The following is a 20,274-nucleotide window of genomic DNA, read 5'->3' as shown; positions in this document are numbered from 1 at the left end:
TGCTCGTCCGGGAAGGCTTCGAAGAGTTCAATCAGGCTGTCGAAATGGCGGAGCATCGGGGCGGTCCTTGTCGATAGGCCCACTATGACTCAGCTCGGGGCGTGGGTCAATGATGTATATAGGTCCCAGCCGCGGCGATTATATACTTTGCAAATCGGCCGATTGACTCCCGCCGTGGCGGGGGTTGAACCTGCCTCTCGGGTCAACCGGGAGGGGCCGATGCGGCGAGCCATGGCGGGCGGTAAGGGGCGCGGATCGGGCTACAAGCCGCCGAAGATGCCAAAGCCCCCGACGCCCTTCATAAGGGACCTCGCGGCCGAGCAGCGCATACGCCCGTTCATCGAGGCGCGGCGGGTGATCCAGTTCGTTTCGAAGGGGAAGACAAGAACCGTCGAGCCTTTTCTGCTTGGCTACAACCACGCTGGAAACCTTGAGCTATCAGCGTGGCAATTGACCGGCGGTAGCGGTCAGGGATGGCGAGGCTTTCTCGTACGTGAGCTATCCGGCATAGCTGCAACTCCAGCCACCTTTGCAGGATCACGGCCGGGCTATAACCCCAACGACTCCCAGATGCAGTTGATCGTCTGTCGCGTGTAGCGACCTCGCAATCGCACGGCTGAGGCCAGTGGGCTGGGAACCTGTTCAGCGCGCAGGTGCTTTGGTGAACGCGTCGCATGGTAATATGATACCGTGCGGTATCGAGTTACCGCAATTCACTTCCGCGTTAACAGCTCCGGCAGCTTAGCGACGTTCGCCGCGATCCGACGCGCCAGGTCACGGCTCACCCGAGCGTCCCGCTCCGTCCCGACAAGCGGCGTCTCTCGGTAATAGACGAAGGCGAACTTCTGGCCGTTGGCGGCCTCGACCCAATAGGCGTCGCCGTTGTGATGCACCGTCCAAGGCGGCGGAAGGCGGTCGGTCATGCGTGAACGAAAGCAGAACTTAAGCCCGCTGGCGAGTCCTATCGGCGTTCGCTAGGCTCGGCCTTCTTTGGGAGGAATGCCGATGCTTCGTACCCTCGCTATCGCCGCCGCCTTCGTCCTGGCCGCTGGCGCCGCCAACGCTCAGAAGATCGACGCGAAGGGCAAATGCCACGACGCCAAGGGCCACTTCGCCAAGATGGAAGTCTGTAAGGGCGGCGCAGCCCCTAAGGCCGCCGACGCTGGTCCCTACAAGCTGGACGCCAAGGGCAAGTGCCATGACGCGAAGGGGCGGATGGCGAAGAAGGAAATGTGCGCCGCGAAGAAGTAGCGGACGGCTAGGTCTGCGAGCCTCAGAAGGGCTTGCAGACCTTGTTCCCCCACTGATCGACCCACTCATGGGTCCCGGCCGGGCAACCCTTGCTCGTGTCGTAGTAGTCCGTTCGCGGCTGGCCCGGACTATCGAAGGTCCGGCAGATCTGATTGCCCCATTTGTCCACGGCGGGATGAGCCCCGGTCGGGCACTGTTGGCCGCGCGGCGTTTGAGCCGTGGCGGTGCTGTTGTCGCCGAAGCGCTTGCAGACCTGGTTTCCCCAGGTATCGACGCTCGGATATGAGCCCACCGGGCATTGCTGAGCCTGCGCCGGGAGCGCGGCGCCGACTGCGAAAAGCGCTGACAGCGCGAGAGCTGCGGCAATCTTCATGGAAGCCTCCCCTGCGGGAAACTTCACCCAAGCTCGCGCTCAAGTCTAGCTAGTCGGCCTTCGGCTCAGGCTTCCGATCCTTCGGCGCGATCTGGCGCAACGCGTCCTCAAAGTGCTTCTCGTCCTCGTCCGCTTCCAGTTCACGGGCGAGGTCGCGGAACTTGTCTATCTGCGATTGCTCAGCTTTGTTGTCGGGCATGGCGAGGCCATTCCTTCGCGTCGGGGGCGTCACTCTAGGCGACTACGCGGCGTTCACTGACGAGAGTAGCATAAATGGGCACCGCTACATGCTGGTGGGCGGCGTCTCGTGCCACTCCACATACGCGGATCGGCGAGTTGATGGAGGGCAGGCTAGATCGCTGGTGGAAGAACGATGCCAATGGGCCTGCTGAGTTGGCCGAAGCGCTCAGGGTGCACGCCCCCCCCTATTTCGAGAGCCACCGCAGCCTCGGGGCCCAAGCGGGCTACTACGGCAGGGGCAGCCCGAGATGGTACTCGGTGCCGGGCCGAATCTACCTTGCGCTGACCCTCCATCGGATGGGCGAGTCTGAGGAGGCATGTCGGGTGCTGTCCGATCCGCCGAAATCGGTTGTCGGGACGTGGAGGGCCCAGGTCGATAGCGTCCGCGACTGGCTCGGATGCCCTCCGCTGATCACACGGTAGAGGAGCAAAGGCGGTGGCGCCGATTGCGGAAGTGGCGTTCGATTTATCCGGCTCCGCGCGCGCAAAGCTGCGCCTGACCGGTTTGGCGGTGGCGGCGACCGCACATCAAGGCCACGCTTGATGGCCGGCAAACCGTCCGAGACCGCATGGGCCTAGCTTTGGGATGCTGAAACGAGGAGGCATCCCATGCTTCGCGCCCAGACTGCCGCCATCGCCGCGATCGTCGGCCTGGCCATGACCGCCACGGCCCTGCCGGCCGCGGCGCAATCCCAGAGCATCGCGCCGCTCGACGTCGTCAAGGCGCCGACCACCCTGCGCGTCAGCGTCGCCGGCAAGGACATCGCCACGGTCCGCCGCGACGTGCGCATGGCGGCCAACACCGTGTGCCGCAACGCGGTGGCCAACTACGAGGTGGATTTCTTCGATCTCGGCTACTGCTCCGAGACCGCGCGCTGGAAGGCCATGAACCACTACGTCGCCATGGTCCGCCAATATGGCGTGGCGAACTCCGGCGAGATCGTGCTGGCCGCGCGCTGAGGCCTTAAGGCGCGGCTTTCCGGAGCCGCGCCGCCAGGTCCCGCTCGACGCGCTCGACCACCGGGCCCCACTCGTTGGGCCTGGCCTGCCGGTAGAGCCGCATGGTCGGATACCAAGGGCTGTCGGCCCGGTCGCGCATCCAGCGCCAGTCGCAGTGCAGGCGCGGGATCAGGGTCCAGCACGGCTTGCCCATGGCGCCGGCCAGGTGCGCCACCGAGGTGTCGATCGAGATCACCAGGTCCAGCTGCTCCATGATCGCGGCCGTGTCGGCGAAGTCGGCGACCCCGGTGTCCTCCGGGTGCAGGCTGACGGCGCCGAGGTCCAGGATCCGCTGGGCGAGGTCGTCGGGGATGTTCTTGTTGCGGGCGTTGAAGCCGGTCGGGCTCGACCGCCATACGAAGCCCACCTTGCCTTCGAAGCCCGGCCACTTGCCGCGCCGGTCCGGCGGGGCGGAGATGTAAGGCCCGGTTGGCAGGGTCTGCAGGGTGACGCCCAGCCGGCCCGGCAGGCTGAAGTAGCGCGTCCAGAAGTCGTAGCGCTTGACGCTGATGCTCCCGCCGCGCGGCACCGGGATGACCTCGTCGACCCCCGCCGCCATCTCCAGCAGCGAGACCAGCGGCGGCCGGCAGCCCAGGGCCACGTGCGCCGCGCCCCGCGCCTTCAGCGACTGGGCGAAACGGGCGAACTGGATCTGGTCGCCCAGGCCCTGCTCGTACCAGACCAGAACCGACTTGCCGGCCAGCGGCTCGCCTGTCCATTCGGGGAACGAGACCTTGACCGGCGGCACCACCTCCGGGTTCAGCCCGACGCGGGCCTCCAGGAGCGGCCAGCCCTCGGCGTAGCGGCCCACTGTCAGCAGCAACCCGCCAAGCCCCAGCTTGGCCGAGCCGTTGTCCGGCTGAAAGGCAAGGGCGGTCCTGTATTCCAGCTCCGCCAGCTCGAGACGGTCGGTCTCGGTGTAGAGATTGGCCAACAGGCGACGCAGTTCGGCCAGGTCCGGCCGATGGCGCGCGGCCAGCATCAGCCAGTGCTCGGCCTCCTCGAACTGGCCCGACTCGCTCAGGCAGACTCCGAGGTTGCAGGCGATGTTCACCGTCAGGGCCTGCTCGGCCATTCGCCGGTAGGCCGCGATGGCGCCGGCGTAGTCGCCGGCCTCCTGCAGGCGCATGGCCGCCCGGAGCGCATCCTCCGTTTCGCTGCTGGTGGTCTCGCTCAAGGCCCGCTCGCCCGCCTCGCCTGGAAAAGGGCCTGCTATCTAGCCCGGTTCTCCCGCCGCGGGGAGGCTTCCCGGCGCGCCGAACTGAACCGCTGCCGGCGCATGGACGTTTTCTCGCATCGAGCCTCAAGGCGCGAGGCTCCAGCCAGAGGAGATCAAGATGCGCCGTATGCTGTTCGCCGCAGGCCTGACGGTCGCCGTGGCCGCCGCCTCGGCGGCCGAGGCCCGGTCCGGCTGCGAGGCCTATGCGCACAACCGCAAGGTCACCGGCACCGTGGTGGGCGCCCTGGGCGGTGGCCTGCTCGGCGCGGCGGTGGCCGGTCACGGCAGCAAGGGAACGGGCGCCCTGGTCGGCGCGGGTCTCGGCGCGGTGGTCGGCAACCAGGTCTCGCGGGTCCACTGCCGCGGCGGCTATGCGGTCCGCCGCAGCCACCACAGCTACGCCCGGGCCCGCACGGCCCCGAGCTACGCCAACTATCCGCGCTACGTGTCCAACACGGCGGCCTCCTGCCGCTATGTCAGCCGGCCCTACTACGACCAGGCCGGCCGGCTGGTCTATGCGCCCATGCAGGTGTGCGACTAGGATGCGCGGGCAAACGCTGATCGCGCTCACCGCGCTCGCCGCCGTGGGCCTCGCCGGCTGCAACAACGCCAACCGGGCCAACGCCTCGGCCAACGGCATCTGCAAGCCCTTCACCACCGCCAACGCCCAGGGGAACACCGCGGCGACCGCCTTGCCGGGCGCCGTTCCGGCGGCCGAGCCGTCCGCCGCGCTGGACGACTGCCTGCACCGTTGGGGCTATACGCTCGCCGCCTCGAGCGATCCGGCCAACCTCGTGGCCGACGCCACCGTCGCGGCCTGCGCCCAGGCGCTCACCGGCTGGAACCAGTCGTCGCTGAGCACCGTCGGGACGAACGCGCCGGTCGAGGCGCCGAGCCTGCTGAACGGCCAGCCGACCAACCCGCTCGCCGAGCACCACGCCTTCGCCCAGAGCCGGGCGCTGTTCTACGTGGTCCAGGCCCGCGCCGGCCATTGCGGGCCGCCGCCGGCGGCGAACACGGCGCAGAACAACGGCGGGGCCGGGCGACCGGGCTAGGCTGAAGCGGCGGCCTTGAGGCGAAGCGCGGCGGCCCTGACGGCCGGGGGCAGGGTCTCGAACCAGGCCTGCGGCGACAGGCTCGCCGCCACCCGCGCCTTGCCCGCCTCGCCGAGGCGGCGGCGCAGGGCCTCGTCTTCCCGCAGCCGCCTCAGCGCCTCCGCCGCGGCGTCGAGGTCGGGCTCGGCCCAGGTCTGGCCGCGATAGATGCCCTGCGGATCGTCCACGGCCACGCGTCGGAAGGGCACGACGAGGGCGCAATCGGCGTCCATGAAGTCGAGCACGCCGGAAAAGCCGGTGGCGATCACCGGCGTGCCCAGCGCCATGGCCTCGGCGGGCGACAGGCCGAAGCCCTCGGCCCGGTGCAGGGCGATCAGGGCGTCGGCGCCGGCGATTAGCGCCTTCACCTCGGCATAAGGCCAGGTGTCGTCGACGAAGCGGACATTGGCCGGGGCGGCGGCGCGCAGGCTGTCGACGAGCTCGGGATAGAGCTGTCCGTTCTGGGTCTTGATGGTCAGCTCGCAGGCCGGATCCTCGCCGAAGGCGCGGCGGAAGGCCTCGATGGCCCCTTGCGGGTTCTTGCGCGCGGCCGAGGAGTTGAAGTCGAACAGCGCCACCGCCTGGAATGCGGCTCGCCGCGGGGCCGGCGTCACATCCCGGTAGTCTTCGATGAACAGCGGGTGCGGCACGACGCGCACCGGCGAGGCGGCCCCGGCGAACGCCTCCGCCGTATAGCGGCTGGGGGCCCAGACCTCGTCCACCAGGGCCGCGTCCTTCAGCCAGCGGTCCGGCGCCCGAGGCAGCTCCCAGGCCCAGTAGCCGTAGCGCGGTCCCAGCAGCCGCCGGGGCCCCAGCACCGCCATCTCGGCGAGCAGCTCCGGCGGGTTGAGGTGGAAGATCCAGGCCGCCGCCCGCTCCGGCGGCGCGCTGCGCGGCGTCCAGGTGAGCCGGGCGTGGCTGGCGTCGACGCGCTCCACCGGCACGCCCAGGGCCTCGAAGGCGCGCGCCGCCAGCTTGGCCGAGGCGGCGATCCCGTGGCTGCCGGAGAAATAGCCGACGATCTTGATCGGTCCGTCGGCGCCCTCCGCCCCGTGCGGCGCGCGGGCCCCGGCCCGCACATAGGCCTGCAGCAGCCGGTTGAGCGCCGGCGCCGCCAGCCGTCGCAGGCTCTCGGGGACCACCGCGCGCCAGGCCGAGCGCGCCACCCGCATCGGACTCATGCGCCGGCCACTTCGTCGCGGGCCCAGCGCACGCCGCGGGCGTGCAGAGCCATGGCGTCGGCGGGCGCGAGCGCGGCGGGGGTCAGGAACCGCACCAGCCCCACCTCGCCCGGCGCGCTCGCCTGCGGGCCGAGGAAACGTCCGCTCTGCGCCTCGTAGACCAGCCGGTCGGCAGCGATTTCTCGCGCCTCGTCAGGCTGGCCCACCACCCACAGCTCGGCCGCCCGGGCGGGGGGCGCAGCGCGAGGCGGCGCGCCGCCCACGGTCAGCCGCGCGAGCTGCAGCAGCGGAACGCCGGCCAGCTGCTCCGGCTCGACGCCGTGCTCGGCAAGCCCGCCGGCCGCCAGCCAGCGGTGGAAGCGGAAGCGCTCCAGCGCCGTCCTCAGGGGGAACTGCCGCTGCAGGTCGGTGCGGCTCTGCCAGATCGCCTCGAATAACCTGGGGAAGGGCGCGGGCCGGCCATTCGCCGTCGCCAGCCAGTCGGCCCTGAGCGCCCGGGTCATCACCTCCGGCCAGCGGCCGCGGGCGGCGAGGCCGAAGGCCGCCGACAACCGCTGCTTCAGCTCGCTGGCGTCGGGGTCGGCGAAGCGGGCGGCGCGGTGGAGGAGGTCGGGATGGACCTTGGCGGCGAAGTCGGCGGGCAGCAGGTCCGGCGCGAATCGGCCGGCCGGCGCCTCGACCCCCAGCGCCCAGGCGAGCAGGCCCTCTGGATCCTCGCCGAAGCGCGCGCGCAGGTCGGCCCGCGCGGCCAGCAGGGCGCTCAGCGCCCGCGGCCGCCCGTCGGGCGAGACACCCCTCAGCCAGGCGATCAGGCCCTGCGCGGGCGGCGCCTCGCCAAGCTGGCCCGCGTCCGCGTCGCGCCTCGGCCGGGCGCCGTCGTCGGAGAGCCGCGCCTCGACGGCGTCCGTCAGCCCGGCGCCGAAGTCCTCGCCCGCCCGGGCGGCGGCCAGCGCGCGGCGGCGCATGGCGCTCGTCACCGGGGCGCCGGAGGCGAATCGGTCATGGGCGTAGGGCGTCTGGCGCGCCGCCGCGTGGCCGTTCGCCAGCAGCCTCGCTCCGTAGTCCGCGAGCAGGCCCGCCAGCGGCGAACCGGCCGCCACCGCAATTCGGTCCTGGTGCTTGGAGAGCACGTCCGGCCGCGCCGGATCGAAGCCGGAGAAGTGGAAGAAGCCCAGCGGCTCGCCGTCGACTGTCCAGCCGTCCTGCGATTTGGCGAGGGTGCGGCCCTCGAGGTTCCAGTAGGCGAGGTTCAGCGTCGGCGTGCGCAGGATCGCCAGCGAGTCGACGAAGCCGGGCGCGAGGTCCATCCAGCGCTGGTCGGTGAACAGGCCCTCGGCGAAGTCGACGCGGCAGTCGAAGCGGCAGCGCTCGCCCCACCATTCGACCAGCGCCCGGGTCTTGGGGCTCGCCCGGGCGGCCATGAAGCCGAGATTGTAGACGCCGGAGCGCAGGATCGCCCGGTCGTCGGGCATGGCCTCGCCCATGAGCGGGCGGGTCAGGTGCGGGGTCAGCGCCAGCTCCGCCTCGCCGAGCGCCTCGCGCACCGCCGCGAGCGGCCGGAAGACGTAGATGTCGGGGTCGAGATAGGTGACGCTGTCCGCCTCGCCGAGGAAGCACTGGAAGGCGAAGGGCTTCACCGCCGTGTTGAGTTCGAGCGCGTCGTAATAGACGCTCATCGCCGCGAACGGCGGGCAGACCTCGGCGGCGGGGATCACCTCGGCGAGCGGCTCGAGCTGCGGCATCGGCCCGTCGGTGGCCACCACCACGCGCCGCGCGTCAGGCTCCGCCGCCGCCAGGCTCTGCATGAGCGTCGCGGCCTGGGCGGCGTAGTTCCGCGAGACGATGGTGAAGATGACGTCCAAGCCGATGCGACCCGCCGAGCCCCTTAGCCGGGTCTATCAGGCGGCCAGCAGCTCTTCCAGTTTGCGGATGTCGGTGACCGCGGAGGCGACGCCGCCCTCCATCCGCATCACCTTGTTGCAGTAGAGCCGGAGCAGGTCGAGGTCGTGGCTGGCCAGCACCAGGATGCCGGCCCGCTCCACGAGGTTCAGCAGTCGCTTGTGGGCGAGCTTCTGGAAGTCGGCGTCCCCCACCGAGATCCACTCGTCCATCAGCAGCACGTCGGCTTCCACCGCGGTCGCCGCCGCGAAGGCCAGGCGCGCCTGCATGCCGGCCGAATAGGTCTTCACCGGCATGGCGAGGAACGGACCGAGGCCGGTGAACTCGGCGATCTCGTCCATCCGCTCGTCCACCTCCTTCGAGGACAGGCCGGCGATGCGGCCGCGCAGGCGGATGTTGTCGTAACCCGTGGCCGAAGGATCGATCCCGAGCCCGAGGTTGAGCAGCGGTGCGATCCGGCCGTGCACGTCGATGGTGCCCTCGTCCGGTTCGTAGGCGCCCGACAGCGCCCTGAGCAGGGTCGTCTTGCCCGAGCCGTTGTGGCCGATCAGGCCCAGCCGGTCGCCGGCCTTGAGCTCGAGGTTGAGGTTCGAGATGGCGGTGACTTCCGTCACCCCGGCCATGCCCGAGGCCAGCCGCCCGCCCACCGTCACCCGCGCGAGGTGCTTCTTCAGCGACTTGGCGTCGACGCCATAGACGGGGAACCGGATGGTGAGGTTCGTGACCGAGATCGAGACCGGGTGGCTCATAGGTAGTGCACGATCCTGCGCCGCGTCCGGGTGAAGACGAAGAAGGTGAAGGCCCAGCCCACCGCGGCCATGGCCACCAGGAAGGAGTAGGTGTGCGGAGCCGGGTGCTCGCCCAGCAGCGGCGCGCGGACCACCTCCAGCATGTGGTAGAAGGGGTTGAACTCCAGGATCGGGTGCGCGCGGCCCAGTCGCTGCGGCTGCCACCAGACCGGGGTCATGAACAGCGCGAACTGCATCACCGACTGGACGATCTGCGGGATGTCGCGGAAGCGCGCCGAGACGATCGCCGCCAGCATCCCCGCCCAGGCGGCGTTGACCAGCAGCAGCAGCAGGCCGAGCACCGCCACGGGCAGGTTCATGGTCCGCCAGAAGCCGAACCAGATCAGCACGCCGACGATGATGACGAGGTTGTGGCCGAGGGTGATGATGTTCCGCAGCACCGTGCGCCAGACGAAGGTGAACATCGGCAGCGAGGTCTGGGACAGCATGCCCGAGGCCTGGACGAAGGTCTCGCAGCCCTCGTTGATGATCCCGCTGATCGCTCCGAAGAAGACGATGCCCGTGGCCACGAAGGGGATGAAGTCGCGCAGCGAGGCCGAGAACAGCCGCGCGTTGAGGAGGCCGATGCCAGCCACCATCAGCCCCATCGACAGGGTGATCCAGAACGGGCCGAGGATCGAGCCGCGATAGCGCGAGACGATGTCGTGCGAGGCCAGCGACCACGCGAGCCCGAACCGCTGGAAGGAGGCCCGGAAGTCGCGCAGCGCCATGTCGATCTCGAACAGCGCGCCGCGCCGTCCGGTCCGCAACATGTGGGTGGCGGTATCCATGGACTCTCCAGTGAGGGGGCCGCTGGGTAACAGGCGCCATTCTGGCGCGCAAGAACACGACTTGCCGCGATTTCCGGCCGTTTGCGATGGGAAAAGGGCGGCTCCGTGGCGCGGGGCCTGCGGCTTTTGCAAGGTTCGCCGCTTCCATGTTAGCCGGGACGCCTCAAAGGGCTGCGCCGCCGAATGACGTCCATCGACCAGATCGCCCGCGACGACGCGCCCCGCCGGGGCCGCGCGACTTCGCGCCGCGGCCGCGAGGATGTCAGCCTCGATAGCGCCGGCGTCTGGGTCGTGGTGCCCTGCTACAAGGTCACGGGGCACATCCTGCGGGTGATCGAGAAGACCCCCGCCTGGGTCGACGGCATCGTCTGCGTCGACGACGCTTGCCCGGACGGCTCGGGCGACTTCATCGAGGCCAATGCGCGCGATCCGCGGGTCACGGTGGTCCGGCTCGAGAAGAACCAGGGCGTCGGAGGGGCGACGCTGGCCGGCTACGCCGAGGCCGTGCGCCGGGGCGGCCGCATCCTGGTCAAGGTCGACGGCGACGACCAGATGGACCTCGGCTACATGGGCCAGCTCGTGGCCCCGATCCTCCTCGGCGAAGCGGACTACGCCAAGGGCAACCGCTTCACCTCGATCAGCCATCTGCGGGCCATGCCGTCGATCCGGGTGTTCGGCAACGCGGCCCTGTCCTTCGCGGCCAAGCTCTCCACCGGCTACTGGAACATCTTCGATCCGACCAACGGCTATACGGCGATCGATTCGACCGTCGCGGCCCTGGTCATGGAGCGCCGGGTCTCCAGGCGCTTCTTCTTCGAGACAGACCTGCTCTACCACCTCGGCGCCCTGCGCGCCGTGGTCCGCGACGTGCCGATTCCGGCCCGCTACGCCGACGAGGTCTCCAACCTGCGCATCGGCGCCATCGTCGGGCCATTCGCGCTGAAGCACCTGCGCAACTTCGCCCAGCGGGTGCTCGGCCAGTATTTCGTGCGCGACTTCAACGCCGCCAGCCTGGAGCTGGTGTTCGGCCTCTTCGGGGTGCTGTTCGGCCTCGGCTATGCGGCCCACTACGTGGTCACCCGCACCCCCGGCCAGGTCGCCTCGGCCGGCGTCGTCATGGCCGCCGCCCTGCCGATCATCCTCGGCGCCCAGCTCCTGCTGCAGGCCATGAACTTCGACGTGCTCAACGTGCCGAGCCGCCCGATTCACCCCTATCTGCGCACCGTCCAGCGGCTGCAGCGCGAGGAGCCGCAAGCGTGAACCCCAAGGACGTCGCCCTCTGCGCCAGCTTCGCGGTGGTGATGCCGCTCGGCCAGACCCTCTTCAAGTTCGCCGCCATCTACGACAAGCGGCTCTCCGGGCCTTTCTTCCTGCGGCTGTTCCTGAACTTCCCGCTGATCGCCGCCGGGGTCTGGTACGCCCTCAGCGCCCTGCTCTGGTTCTACATCCTGACCCGGGTGCCGCTCTCGACCGCCTACGCCTTCTCCCTGGTCGGCGCCTGCCTCGTGCCGCTGATCGGCTGGCTGGTGTTCAAAGAGGCGGCGGACTGGCGGATGGCCGGCGGCTACGTCCTGATGCTGGCCGGCTTCTTCCTGATCCTCGCCCGCCCCGCGCTCTGATCGCCGCCCTCATCCGCCAGGGCGGCGTCCACCGCCTGCCGCACGACGGCATAGGGCGTCTGGAACATCCATTCGTAGTGCAGCCGGCCAGCGTGCGGCCGCTCGGCGATTCGCGCCGGCTCCAGCGTCTGGCAGGCGAAGCCGCCCCGCTGGGCGAAGGTCATGAACATCGACGGCCACAGCCCCAGCCAGTTCCAGGTCTGCGAGGGGAAGAAGCGCACCGCCGCGATCCACTTCAGCCAGGCCGCCGCGCCGATCGGGATGCGCATCTGCGGCCCGTTCTCCGGGATCGGCGAACAGGCGCGGTAGAAGGGCCGGGGAAAGCGCCGGCCGTTGTAGAGGCCGAACTGGCGCACCGGGACGCCGCCGCGCTCCGCCGCCAACATCGTCGCCATGGCCGCGCAGGAATCGTGATCCGGGTGTCCGCCTTCCCAGGCCGGGACCGCGAACTCGGAGATCGAGGGAACCTCGGCCAGCGCCGCGCGCAGGCCGGCGAGGGCCTGCGGAATGCCCGCCGCCACCTCGCGGTCGACGACCCCGGACCCGCGGCCCACGTGACGCACGCGCTCGGCCGGCACGCCGTAGGCCTTCAGGAACGCCACCGTCTCGGCCAGCCGCCGCTCAGCCATGCCGGGGCGGGCGTAGTCGGCCACATAGAGGAACCAGCAGTCCTCGCCCGCCGCCTGCGCCCGCAGGATCAGCGGCAGGGCGCAGTATTCGTCGTCGAAGTGGGCCAGCAGGAAGACGACGGCCATGGGCGTCCCGATCGCGGCCGCCCCGTCGCGGCCCGCCGATGGAGTCCCACAGGCCGGCGGGCGCCTCAATAGGGCTTCTCAGCCGCCGCGGCGCGACATATCGCATGGACAGCAGTCGGGGAGCATCGATGCGCAAGTTCGACCTGGGGTTCGGCGCCCGCGAGGCTGCCTGGCTGGTGCTGCTCGCCGGCTACGCCGCCGTCCTCTGGCAGAACTACCCCGGCCACATGTCGGTGGACTCGGTGATCGAGCTCCACGAGGGCCGCTTCCACATGCGGGAGAACTGGGGCCCGGCGATCTTCCCCTGGATCCTCGGCGTCTTCGACCGCGTCTGGCGCGGGACGGGCCTCTACCTCGCCGCCAGCACCCTGCTGCTGTTCGGCGGCTGGGCCTCGATGCCCCAGCTGCGCGGCCGCGGCTCGTGGTGGCTGGTCCCGGTGCTGGCCGGCGCCATCGCCCTGCCGGACATCATGCTCTACCAGGGCATCGTCTGGCACGACATCCTCTACGCCAACGCCTCGGTGGCGGGCTTCCTGTGCCTGGCCTTCGCCGGCCGCGACTGGAACCGTGCGCGCCGCCCCTGGCTGCGTCTCGCCGCGGCGGTCGTGCTGCTCTCGGTGGCCGGTCTGGTGCGCCAGAACGGCATCGTCGTCGTCCCCGTCGCCGCGCTCACGGTCGGCTGGATCGCCTGGGGCGACGGCTGGCGGCGCGCCTTCCTCTGGGGCCTCGGCTGGCTGCTGGCGGCGATGGCGACCACCGCCGTGCTGTCGGTCACCGCCCTGCCGCAGGGGCCCGGCTTCGAGAAGGCCAACGCCCAGGGCTTCCGCGCCCTCGCCACCTACGACCTGATGGGCGCCCTGGCGCGCGATCCGAACATCCCGCTCACCCGCATCGAGCAGGAGGCGCCCGCCGTCGCCGCCGTGCTGCGCGCCGAATCGCCGAACTTCTACTCGCCCCAGCGGATCGACTTCCTGCAGGATTCGCCGGCCCTCATCCGCTACACGATCCGCATCTCGACGACGGCGCTGGTGGCGGACTGGAAGCACCTGATCCTCACCCGGCCGGGGCTCTACCTGTCGATCCGCGCGCAGGTGTTCCGCTGGGTGTTCGCGACGCCGGTGATCGACGTCTGCCTGCCGGCCTATCTCGGGGTCGACGGCTCGCCCAAGCTGATGAAGGAGCTGGGGCTCAAGCGGGTCTGGGGCGACCGGGAGCAGCGGCTCTACAACTATGTCACCTGGTTCTACGACACCCCCGCGGTGTCCCACGTCTTCTACGCGGCGATCTCGCTGGCGGTGATCGCCTTCCTGCTGCTGCGCCGCGATCCGGCCGACAAGGCGGTGATCGGCCTGCAGCTCGCCGGCCTCGCCTTCGCGGGGACCTTTCTCCTGGTCTCCCTCGCCTGCGACTACCGCTATCTCTATTTCGTCGACATCGCCGCCCTCTCGGGGCTCGCCTATGTGGCGGCCGATCCGCGCCTGCGCCGGACGGCCTGAGCGGCCTTCGGGCCGGCATAGCGGGCGATCCACTCGGTCGCCCGGTCGAGCCGGGGCTTCCTCGCGGCCAGGAACCTGTAGAGCGAGAGCTGCCGGCCAAGGCCGAAGCTCCTGACGCTCACCTCCTCGAAGAGGCCGCCCACCAGGGCTTCGATCTCGGCGGCGGTGTTGACGTGCTCGTGGCGCATCAGCTCGCCGTAGTCGAGCCCGTGGCGAAGGCGGAACTCCAGTCCCGTGGTCAGGCTCCAGCCCAGCCTCCAGAGGAAGCCGCCCTCCGCCGGGATGGCGGCCCGGAGCTCGCCGTCCGGGGTGAGCAGCTGCGCTGCGCGGGCCAGGACCAGGGGCAGGTCGCAGATGTGCTCCAGCGCCGCGATGCTGGTGATCCGCTGATAGGCGGCCTCGGCCGGCGCCTCGGCGATGTCGGCCCAGGCGTTGCGGACGCGGCCCCGCTCCGGCGAATCGGCGAACAGCTCGGCGAACGGCTCGACGATGTCGTAGGGGGTGGTGAAGGGCTCGTAGCGCAGCTGGTTGAGGGTGCCGGCGCCGAGCTCCAGCGTGGCGCGCGTCGCGCCGCCGGCCACGTCCGCCGCCACCTGCCGATGCATCCAGGATTCCAGCCGCTGCGACAGCGAGGCCGCCGTCGTCTCGCCGGAGCGGTTTTCCTTGTACTGCCGGGCATAGATCGCCTGGATCCGCGGCGACAGCGGCGGCCGGGTCTTGGGGAAGCGCGACAGCAGGCCTTCCAGGGCCTGGGCGTCGCCGGGGGTGGGCGTCGGCATGGGCGGGCTCAGGGCTCGGTGATCGCGGCGTCCAGGGCGGCCTCGGCCGTCTCCACCGCCCGGTAGAACACCTGAAGCTCGGCTTCGAGTTCCTCGCGCTCGCGGCGCCGCTCGGCGATCTCCACCTCGAGGCGCGAGCGCGCCTCGCGCAGCTCGCTGCGGGTCATGTCCAGGTCGCGGGCGGCGGGCGAGACCAGCGCGCCGATCTCGCGCCGGCGCGCCTCCAGGGCTTCGCTGGCCCGCGCGAGCGGCGCAGTGTCGGGCGTCCGGTCCGCGGCGGCGGCCTGGAACCAGTCGAACACCTCGCGGGTCAGCTCGCCCGCCCAGCCCAGGTCGGACAGCTCGCCGAGGCCGGCGTTATGGCGCAGCTCCGGCGTCAGGAAGGCGTCGATCGCCTTGCCGGCCTTCTCGGTCAGCTTCGGCAGCGCCGCGCCGTGGGCGGCCTCGATGCGCGCCACCTCGCGCCGCCAGTCGGCGAGCAGCGAATCGTAATCCACGAACACCCGGGGCAGGTCGCGGGTGTAGGCCTCGGCGGCCAGCATGTAGGCGCTCCACAGAAGCACCGACTTCTCCGGCGGGAAGCCGTCGCGGCGGGCCAGGGACCCGGCCACCGCCAGCGGATGGCGCACCGGGATCACGCAGCGGGCGTCGACGGCCAGGGCGTCGAACACCTCGCGCCAGAACGGCAGCAACACCGTGACCCGCGGGTCCTTCAGCAGCGGCCACCGGACCTTGCCGTATTCCTCGGCGAACAGGGCCTTGGCCTCGTCCCGCCATTCCGCCTCCTCCGCCGCGGCCAGCGACCGATACGGGAAGCTGAAGACGTCGTCCCAGGCGCCGCCGCCGGCGCGCAGGCGCTGGTCGTTGAACAGGGCGATCTTCCAGGGCTCGAAGTAGCCCTTCGCATTGTGCTCGTCGCCGGGCATCACGTGGGCCGGCAGCCGGGCGCCGGCGAGGCCCAGCAGCTGGGTCACCGCCGAGGTGCCGGAGCGGTGCATGCCGAGCACCAGATAGGCCGTGCGCCGGGCCGGCGGGGCCGCCACCGGCTCGGGCGCCTTCTTCGTGGCCATTTTCGCGGTCATCAGGGTCCGGAGTGAGGGGCGGCGAAGGTCTGATCTACCGGTTCGGCGCGGATCGCCGCAAGCGCCTGCCTGCGGTTGCTCGCCGGTTGATCCCTCAGGTCATCTGTTGCACACAAAGCCGCGCCGCTGACAGGAATCCAGAGCCCGCATGGCCGCCAAGGCGCCCTTCCACGAAGTCCAGCGGGCCGTCAGCCTGGCTCTCGACGCAAGCTTCTACCGCACGGTCTACGATGACATCGGGCCGGGCGTCGACGCGCTCCGTCACTACCTCCTGCAAGGCTGGCGCGAGGGCCGCGATCCGGCGCCCTGGTTCTCCACGCGCCGCTACCTGGAAGCCCATCCCGACGTCGCCAAGGCCGGCGGCGAGCCGCTGCACCATTACCTGACCAAGGGGCGCAGCGAGGGCCGCGCCGCCTTCCCCTCGGCGCACGCCGCCCGCTATTTCACCGTCCGCGCTCGGTTCGGCGAGGCGGCCCGCTGGAGCGCCGAGGCGCTGATCGCCGCCCCGGCCGCCATCCGGCCGGCCGCGCAGGGTTTCGTCCATACGCCGGTGACCTACGAGGACCGCGCCCTGGCCGCGACCGAGTTCGATTCGGCCTACTACCTCGGCATGAACCCGGACGTGGCGGCGGCCGGGACCGAGCCCCTGGAGCATTTCCTGATCGCCGGCTGGCGCGAGGGGCGCGACCCCAACCCGCGGTTCTCCGTCCGCGACTACCTCGAGCTCTATCCGGACATCAGCCAGGCGGGGGTGAACCCCTTCGTCCACTACCTGATGGCCGGCCGCGCCGAGGGGCGCCTGCCCCGGCAGGACCTCGGCTTCCGCTACCAGATCCTGGCCGATCTGGTCCCGGTCGAGACCCGCGTCGCGCGCGCCGCCGCGGCGACCGCCGAGGCCCACCTCAGCCGCGCCGACCGGCTTTCCGAAGCGCTCGCCCGCCGCCGCGGCGGCCGGCTGCACCTGACCTTCAGCCATGACGACTACACCGCCAACCTCGGCGGCGTTCAGCTCTGCCTCCAGCGCGAGGCGGCCCGCATCGGCGACCTCGGCCGCGACCACCTGCACATCTACCCGCTCGCGCCCTGGCCGGTGATCCGCGCCCCGGGCGAGGCGGGCGCCCTTGGCGTGCTCTGGAACGGCCGCGCCGTGGGGACCTATTCGGCCGCCGCCATCGCCGAGGCCCTGGCCGGGGTGAAGGGAGCGAGCTTCGCCATCCACTCCATGCTCGGCCACAGCGCCGAGGAGACCCTGGCGATCCTCTCGGCCGCCGGGCTGAAGCGCGGCTTCTTCTGGCTGCACGACTTCGCCAGCCTCTGCGCCGGCTTCCACCTGCTGCGCGACGACGTCGAGGACTGCGCGGCCCCGCCGCCGGACAGCGCCGCCTGCGGCATCTGCGTCTACGGCCCCTGGCGGGCCCGGCACCTCGCCGAGCACGGCAAGCTGTTCGAAGCCCTGGAGCTCACCGTCGTCAGCCCCTCGCAGCCGACGCTGGATCTCTGGAAGGCCGCGGCGCCTCACAAGGCCGCGGCCGAGGTGGTCCTGCCGCACGCCCGCCTCATCAGGCGCGGCCCGGCGCCCGCGGGCGAGGGGCCTTTCCGCCTGGCCTTCGCCGGCATGCCGGCGGCGCACAAGGGCTGGCCGGTGTTCCGCGAGCTGGCGATCAGGTTCGCCGGCGATCCGCGCTACGAATTCGTGCATCTCGGTGGGCGCCAGATCGGCGGCCTGCCGATCGATTTCCGGCACGTGAGCGTCAGCGCCGAGCGGCCGAACGCCATGCAGGAGGCGATCGCCGCCGTCCGCGCCGACGCGGTCCTGGTCTGGCCGCTCTGCCGCGAGACCTTCTCCTTCACCGCCTATGAGGCGGTCGCCGCCGGCGCGGCCATCCTGACCAACCCCGACAGCGGCAATGTCGCCGCCTTCGCCGCCGAGGGCCGCCACGGCCGGGTGCTGGAGGGCGAGGCGGCCCTCACGGCCCTGTTCGAGAGCGGCGAGGCGCTGGCGCTGAGCCGCGCGGTCCGCAAACCACCGCTCCACGAGCTCGCCTTCAGCGCCATGACCGTGGATCTGCTCGCGCCGGCGCAGGAGGCCGCGGCGTGAGGTCGGTGGCCGCCAGGGTCCGCCGCGGGGTGCTCCAGAGCCTGCGCCGCTTCCACCCTGACCGGGACCTCGTCCTGGCCGAGTTCGACGCCCGCTTCTATCTCGCCGCCCACCCCGACGTGGCGCGGGCCGGGGTCGATCCGATCGAGCACTTCCTGGTCAGCGGCTGGCGCGAGGGGCGCGACCCCAATCGCGACTTCTCGGTGAAGGAATATCTGGAGGCCAATCCCGACGTCGCCGCCGCCGGGATGAACCCCTTCGTCCACTATCTGCGCGCCGGCCGCGCCGAGGGCCGCAAGCCGCGTCAGGACCTCGGATTCCGCTATGAGATCCTGAGCGAGCTGAAGACCGTCGAGGAGCGCGTCGCGGCGGCGGCCAAGGCGTCCTCTGCCGTGACCGTCGCGCCCGCGGCCGATCTCGCCCGCGCCCTGGCGAAGTCGCGAACCGGCCTCGGCCAGGTCCACCTCACCTTCAGCCACGACGACTATTCGGCCCACCTGGGCGGGGTGCAGCTCTGCCTGCGCCGCGAGGCCGCCGCCGTCGAGGCGGCCGGCCGCGACCACCTGCACATCTTCCCCGCCAGGCCCTGGCCCGTCCTGCGCGCCGGCGAACCCGCGCCCCTGGGCGTGCTCTGGAACGGCCGCGCCGTGGGGACCTATTCGGCCGCCGCCATCGCCGAGGCCTTGGCCGGGGTGAAGGGCGCGAGCTTCGCCATACACTCCATGCTCGGCCACAGCGCCGAGGAGACCCTGGCGATCCTCTCGGCCGCCGGGCTGAAGCGCGGCTTCTTCTGGCTGCACGACTTCGCCAGCCTCTGCGCCGGCTTCCACCTGCTGCGCGACGACGTCGAGGATTGCGCGGCCCCGCCGCCGGACAGCGCCGCCTGCGGCATCTGCGTCTACGGCCCCTGGCGGGCCCGGCACCTCGCCGAGCACGGCAAGCTGTTCGAAGCCCTGGAGCTCACCGTCGTCAGCCCCTCGCAGCCGACGCTGGATCTCTGGAAGGCCGCGGCGCCTCACAAGGCCGCGGCCGAGGTCGTCCTGCCGCACGCCCGCCTCATCGAGCGCGGCCCGGCGCCGGCGGGCGAGGGGCCCCTGCGGATCGGCTTCCCCGGCGTGCCGGCGGCGCACAAGGGCTGGCCGGTGTTCCAGGCCCTGGCCCAGGCCTTCGCCGACGACGCGCGTTACGAATTCCACCTGTTCGGCGCCCAGCGCCCGGCCGGCGCCCTGGTCGCCTTCCACCCGGTCTCCGCCGACGGCCCCGAGCCTGGCGGCATGACCAGGGCCGTGGCCGCCGCCGGTATCGACGTGGCCCTCGTCTGGCCGCTCTGCCGCGAGACCTTCTCCTTCACCGCCCACGAGGCGGTCGCCGCCGGCGCGGCCGTCGTCACCAATCCGGACAGCGGCAATGTCGCGGCCTTCGTCGCGGGGGGCGGCCACGGCCTCGTGCTGACCGGCGAGAGCGCTCTGGCCAAGGCGTTCGAAACCGGCGACATCCTGCAGCTCGCCCGCCGCGTCCGCCGGCCGGCGCTCTACGACCTGGAGTACAGCGCGCTCACCATGGATCTGATCGAGGCCGGCGCATGAAGGTGCTCTGCTATTCCAGCTTCACCTTCTCCTACCTGAACCGCGCGCGGGTGCTGTTCCAGACCCTGCGCCGCTTCCATCCGGACTGGGAGCTGGTGGCCCTGATCACCGACGAGCCGCCGGAGGGGTTCGCCTTTGACCCGGCCGCCGAGCCCTTCGACCGCGTCGTCTGGGCCCAGGATCTGGGCATCCCGGACTTCGCCTCCTGGCTCTTCAAGCACGACGTCGTCGAGGTCTGCACGGCGGTGAAGGGCCCCTTCATCCACCAGGCCTGCGCCTCGGGCGCCGACGCGGTCATCTACCTGGATCCAGACACCGCCCTCTTCGGCCGCCTCGATCCGCTGGTCGAGCTGCTGCGGGACCACGACATCCTGCTGACGCCGCACCTGATCGACCCCAACGACGATCCGGCGGCCATCGCCGACAACGATCTGTCGGCCTCGCGCACGGGCATCTTCAACCTCGGTTTCGTGGCGATCCGCACCACGGGCGAGGGCGCCCGCTTCGCCAAGTGGTGGAACGACCGCCTGCTCAGCTACTGCTACGACGACATGCCCAACGGCCTCTTCGTCGACCAGCGCTGGTGCGACCACGTCCCCGCCCTGTTCGACAAGGTGAAGGTGGTCCGCGATCCGGGCTACAACGTCGCCAGCTGGAACCTCTCCACCCGCACGGTGGCGGTCGGCAAGGACGGCGCGATCACCGTCAACGGCAGCCCGCTGCGTTTCTGGCACTTCACCAAGCTCGGCCCGCTCGGCGACGTGATGACCAAGAAGTACGCCGGCCAGAACTTCCCGGTTTACGAGATCTGGGCCTGGTACAAGCGCCAGGTGGCCGCCGCCACCGACGAGGCGATTCCGCAGCGCTACTGGGCCTACGACCGCTTCGCCGACGGCGAGCCGATCGAGAAGGCGCAGCGCGTGCTCTACCGCCAGCGCGCCGACCTGCAGGCCGCCTATCCCGATCCCTTCGCCGTCGGGTCCTACAGCTACAAGACCTGGCTCGAGAACGAGGGCGCCTGAGC

The 20,274-nt window shown here is 71.0% G+C and carries 21 protein-coding genes; 10 read left to right on the top strand and 11 right to left on the bottom strand.

The annotated features are described in order from the left end of the window. Positions 1 to 713 precede the first annotated feature (713 nt). On the bottom strand, positions 714 to 923 hold the full coding sequence (locus DJ017_RS19285; RefSeq protein ID WP_111530517.1) for a hypothetical protein: 210 nt from the start codon (positions 921 to 923) through the stop codon (positions 714 to 716). An 82-nt stretch (positions 924 to 1,005) separates the two neighbouring features. Here DJ017_RS19285 and DJ017_RS19280 point away from each other — a divergent pair, with 82 nt between their 5' ends. Further along, positions 1,006 to 1,251, top strand: coding sequence for a hypothetical protein (locus DJ017_RS19280; RefSeq protein WP_133255511.1), 246 nt, complete (start codon positions 1,006 to 1,008; stop codon positions 1,249 to 1,251). A 22-nt stretch (positions 1,252 to 1,273) separates the two neighbouring features. Here the strand turns inward: DJ017_RS19280 and DJ017_RS20195 are convergent, their stop codons facing one another. Both DJ017_RS20195 and DJ017_RS20565 read right to left on the bottom strand, forming a co-directional pair. Next, the gene (locus DJ017_RS20195) at positions 1,274 to 1,624 is read right to left on the bottom strand and encodes a hypothetical protein (RefSeq protein ID WP_133255510.1); all 351 of its coding nucleotides are present in this window, start codon (positions 1,622 to 1,624) and stop codon (positions 1,274 to 1,276) included. Positions 1,625 to 1,673: 49 nt separating this feature from the next. Continuing rightward, a complete protein-coding gene (locus DJ017_RS20565; protein ID WP_165830727.1) occupies positions 1,674 to 1,823 on the bottom strand; it encodes a hypothetical protein in 150 nt (49 codons plus the stop codon). Positions 1,824 to 2,473: 650 nt separating this feature from the next. On the opposite strand from DJ017_RS20565, the gene DJ017_RS19270 reads away from it, so the two are divergent. Next, entirely contained in the window at positions 2,474 to 2,824 is a 351-nt protein-coding gene (locus tag DJ017_RS19270; RefSeq protein ID WP_111530514.1) for a hypothetical protein, read from the top strand. A 4-nt stretch (positions 2,825 to 2,828) separates the two neighbouring features. On the opposite strand, the gene DJ017_RS19265 is transcribed toward DJ017_RS19270, so the two are convergent. Further along, positions 2,829 to 4,040 (bottom strand): tetratricopeptide repeat protein, encoded by a 1,212-nt coding sequence (locus DJ017_RS19265; RefSeq protein WP_111530513.1) that lies wholly within the window; start codon positions 4,038 to 4,040, stop codon positions 2,829 to 2,831. 160 nt (positions 4,041 to 4,200) lie between these two features. On the opposite strand from DJ017_RS19265, the gene DJ017_RS19260 reads away from it, so the two are divergent. Further along, positions 4,201 to 4,623: a glycine zipper 2TM domain-containing protein gene (locus tag DJ017_RS19260; protein WP_111530512.1), complete on the top strand. Its 423-nt coding sequence runs from the start codon at positions 4,201 to 4,203 to the stop codon at positions 4,621 to 4,623. A gap of 1 nt (position 4,624) precedes the next feature. Beyond that, a complete protein-coding gene (locus DJ017_RS19255; protein WP_111530511.1) occupies positions 4,625 to 5,137 on the top strand; it encodes a hypothetical protein in 513 nt (170 codons plus the stop codon). Here the strand turns inward: DJ017_RS19255 and DJ017_RS19250 are convergent. Genes DJ017_RS19250 through DJ017_RS19235 form a run of 4 tightly spaced genes read right to left on the bottom strand, consistent with a single transcriptional unit; the run spans position 5,134 to position 9,835 of the window. Then, complete coding sequence (locus DJ017_RS19250; RefSeq protein WP_133255509.1) at positions 5,134 to 6,357, bottom strand: glycosyltransferase family 4 protein; 1,224 nt, start codon at positions 6,355 to 6,357, stop codon at positions 5,134 to 5,136. The genes DJ017_RS19255 and DJ017_RS19250 overlap by 4 nt on opposite strands. Then, positions 6,354 to 8,219, bottom strand: a complete 1,866-nt coding sequence (locus DJ017_RS19245) for a hypothetical protein (RefSeq protein WP_111530509.1) — start codon at positions 8,217 to 8,219, stop codon at positions 6,354 to 6,356. The genes DJ017_RS19250 and DJ017_RS19245 overlap by 4 nt, the downstream gene beginning before the upstream one ends. Before the next feature lie 36 nt (positions 8,220 to 8,255). Continuing rightward, positions 8,256 to 9,005, bottom strand: coding sequence for an ABC transporter ATP-binding protein (locus tag DJ017_RS19240; protein WP_111530508.1), 750 nt, complete (start codon positions 9,003 to 9,005; stop codon positions 8,256 to 8,258). Continuing rightward, positions 9,002 to 9,835, bottom strand: a complete 834-nt coding sequence (locus tag DJ017_RS19235; protein ID WP_111530507.1) for an ABC transporter permease — start codon at positions 9,833 to 9,835, stop codon at positions 9,002 to 9,004. Before DJ017_RS19235 ends, DJ017_RS19240 begins: the two co-directional genes overlap by 4 nt. Positions 9,836 to 10,018: 183 nt before the next feature. On the opposite strand from DJ017_RS19235, the gene DJ017_RS19230 reads away from it, so the two are divergent. Together DJ017_RS19230 and DJ017_RS19225 are read left to right on the top strand one after the other, a co-directional pair. Beyond that, the gene (locus DJ017_RS19230) at positions 10,019 to 11,095 is read left to right on the top strand and encodes a glycosyltransferase family 2 protein (protein WP_111530506.1); all 1,077 of its coding nucleotides are present in this window, start codon (positions 10,019 to 10,021) and stop codon (positions 11,093 to 11,095) included. Beyond that, positions 11,092 to 11,454, top strand: a complete 363-nt coding sequence (locus DJ017_RS19225; protein ID WP_111530505.1) for a DMT family transporter — start codon at positions 11,092 to 11,094, stop codon at positions 11,452 to 11,454. Before DJ017_RS19230 ends, DJ017_RS19225 begins: the two co-directional genes overlap by 4 nt. Here DJ017_RS19225 and DJ017_RS19220 read toward each other — a convergent pair. After that, positions 11,400 to 12,209, bottom strand: coding sequence for a PIG-L deacetylase family protein (locus DJ017_RS19220; protein WP_111530504.1), 810 nt, complete (start codon positions 12,207 to 12,209; stop codon positions 11,400 to 11,402). The two genes, DJ017_RS19225 and DJ017_RS19220, sit on opposite strands and share 55 nt — an antisense overlap. Before the next feature lie 128 nt (positions 12,210 to 12,337). Between DJ017_RS19220 and DJ017_RS19215 the strand changes: the two genes are divergently transcribed. After that, the gene (locus DJ017_RS19215; protein ID WP_111530503.1) at positions 12,338 to 13,705 is read left to right on the top strand and encodes a hypothetical protein; all 1,368 of its coding nucleotides are present in this window, start codon (positions 12,338 to 12,340) and stop codon (positions 13,703 to 13,705) included. Here DJ017_RS19215 and DJ017_RS19210 read toward each other — a convergent pair. Both DJ017_RS19210 and DJ017_RS19205 read right to left on the bottom strand, forming a co-directional pair. Next, positions 13,666 to 14,484 (bottom strand): methyltransferase domain-containing protein, encoded by an 819-nt coding sequence (locus tag DJ017_RS19210; protein WP_111530502.1) that lies wholly within the window; start codon positions 14,482 to 14,484, stop codon positions 13,666 to 13,668. The two genes, DJ017_RS19215 and DJ017_RS19210, sit on opposite strands and share 40 nt — an antisense overlap. 8 nt (positions 14,485 to 14,492) lie before the next feature. Then, complete coding sequence (locus DJ017_RS19205; protein WP_165830726.1) at positions 14,493 to 15,554, bottom strand: sulfotransferase family protein; 1,062 nt, start codon at positions 15,552 to 15,554, stop codon at positions 14,493 to 14,495. A gap of 160 nt (positions 15,555 to 15,714) precedes the next feature. Between DJ017_RS19205 and DJ017_RS19200 the strand changes: the two genes are divergently transcribed. The 3 genes from DJ017_RS19200 to DJ017_RS19190 are packed head-to-tail and all read left to right on the top strand — an operon-like array spanning position 15,715 to position 20,272. Further along, entirely contained in the window at positions 15,715 to 17,664 is a 1,950-nt protein-coding gene (locus DJ017_RS19200; RefSeq protein WP_111530500.1) for a hypothetical protein, read from the top strand. Beyond that, positions 17,661 to 19,250, top strand: coding sequence for a glycosyltransferase family protein (locus DJ017_RS19195; RefSeq protein ID WP_111530499.1), 1,590 nt, complete (start codon positions 17,661 to 17,663; stop codon positions 19,248 to 19,250). The genes DJ017_RS19200 and DJ017_RS19195 overlap by 4 nt, the downstream gene beginning before the upstream one ends. Then, positions 19,247 to 20,272, top strand: a complete 1,026-nt coding sequence (locus tag DJ017_RS19190) for a hypothetical protein (RefSeq protein ID WP_111530498.1) — start codon at positions 19,247 to 19,249, stop codon at positions 20,270 to 20,272. Before DJ017_RS19195 ends, DJ017_RS19190 begins: the two co-directional genes overlap by 4 nt. Positions 20,273 to 20,274 lie beyond the last annotated feature (2 nt).

The organism is Phenylobacterium soli (assembly GCF_003254475.1).
Classification (GTDB): Bacteria; Pseudomonadota; Alphaproteobacteria; order Caulobacterales; family Caulobacteraceae; genus Phenylobacterium; species Phenylobacterium soli.
This window is presented reverse-complemented; position numbering and strand designations above follow the sequence as displayed.

Bases quoted from the DNA above. Each gene is read 5' to 3' on its own strand.
- DJ017_RS19285 (WP_111530517.1), bottom strand. From the start codon at position 923: ATGACCGACCGCCTTCCGCCGCCTTGGACGGTGCATCACAACGGCGAC.
- DJ017_RS19280 (WP_133255511.1), top strand. From the start codon at position 1,006: ATGCTTCGTACCCTCGCTATCGCCGCCGCCTTCGTCCTGGCCGCTGGC.
- DJ017_RS20195 (WP_133255510.1), bottom strand. From the start codon at position 1,624: ATGAAGATTGCCGCAGCTCTCGCGCTGTCAGCGCTTTTCGCAGTCGGC.
- DJ017_RS20565 (WP_165830727.1), bottom strand. From the start codon at position 1,823: ATGCCCGACAACAAAGCTGAGCAATCGCAGATAGACAAGTTCCGCGAC.
- DJ017_RS19270 (WP_111530514.1), top strand. From the start codon at position 2,474: ATGCTTCGCGCCCAGACTGCCGCCATCGCCGCGATCGTCGGCCTGGCC.
- DJ017_RS19260 (WP_111530512.1), top strand. From the start codon at position 4,201: ATGCGCCGTATGCTGTTCGCCGCAGGCCTGACGGTCGCCGTGGCCGCC.
- DJ017_RS19255 (WP_111530511.1), top strand. From the start codon at position 4,625: ATGCGCGGGCAAACGCTGATCGCGCTCACCGCGCTCGCCGCCGTGGGC.
- DJ017_RS19250 (WP_133255509.1), bottom strand. From the start codon at position 6,357: ATGAGTCCGATGCGGGTGGCGCGCTCGGCCTGGCGCGCGGTGGTCCCC.
- DJ017_RS19240 (WP_111530508.1), bottom strand. From the start codon at position 9,005: ATGAGCCACCCGGTCTCGATCTCGGTCACGAACCTCACCATCCGGTTC.
- DJ017_RS19235 (WP_111530507.1), bottom strand. From the start codon at position 9,835: ATGGATACCGCCACCCACATGTTGCGGACCGGACGGCGCGGCGCGCTG.
- DJ017_RS19230 (WP_111530506.1), top strand. From the start codon at position 10,019: ATGACGTCCATCGACCAGATCGCCCGCGACGACGCGCCCCGCCGGGGC.
- DJ017_RS19220 (WP_111530504.1), bottom strand. From the start codon at position 12,209: ATGGCCGTCGTCTTCCTGCTGGCCCACTTCGACGACGAATACTGCGCC.
- DJ017_RS19215 (WP_111530503.1), top strand. From the start codon at position 12,338: ATGCGCAAGTTCGACCTGGGGTTCGGCGCCCGCGAGGCTGCCTGGCTG.
- DJ017_RS19210 (WP_111530502.1), bottom strand. From the start codon at position 14,484: ATGCCGACGCCCACCCCCGGCGACGCCCAGGCCCTGGAAGGCCTGCTG.
- DJ017_RS19205 (WP_165830726.1), bottom strand. From the start codon at position 15,554: ATGGCCACGAAGAAGGCGCCCGAGCCGGTGGCGGCCCCGCCGGCCCGG.
- DJ017_RS19200 (WP_111530500.1), top strand. From the start codon at position 15,715: ATGGCCGCCAAGGCGCCCTTCCACGAAGTCCAGCGGGCCGTCAGCCTG.
- DJ017_RS19190 (WP_111530498.1), top strand. From the start codon at position 19,247: ATGAAGGTGCTCTGCTATTCCAGCTTCACCTTCTCCTACCTGAACCGC.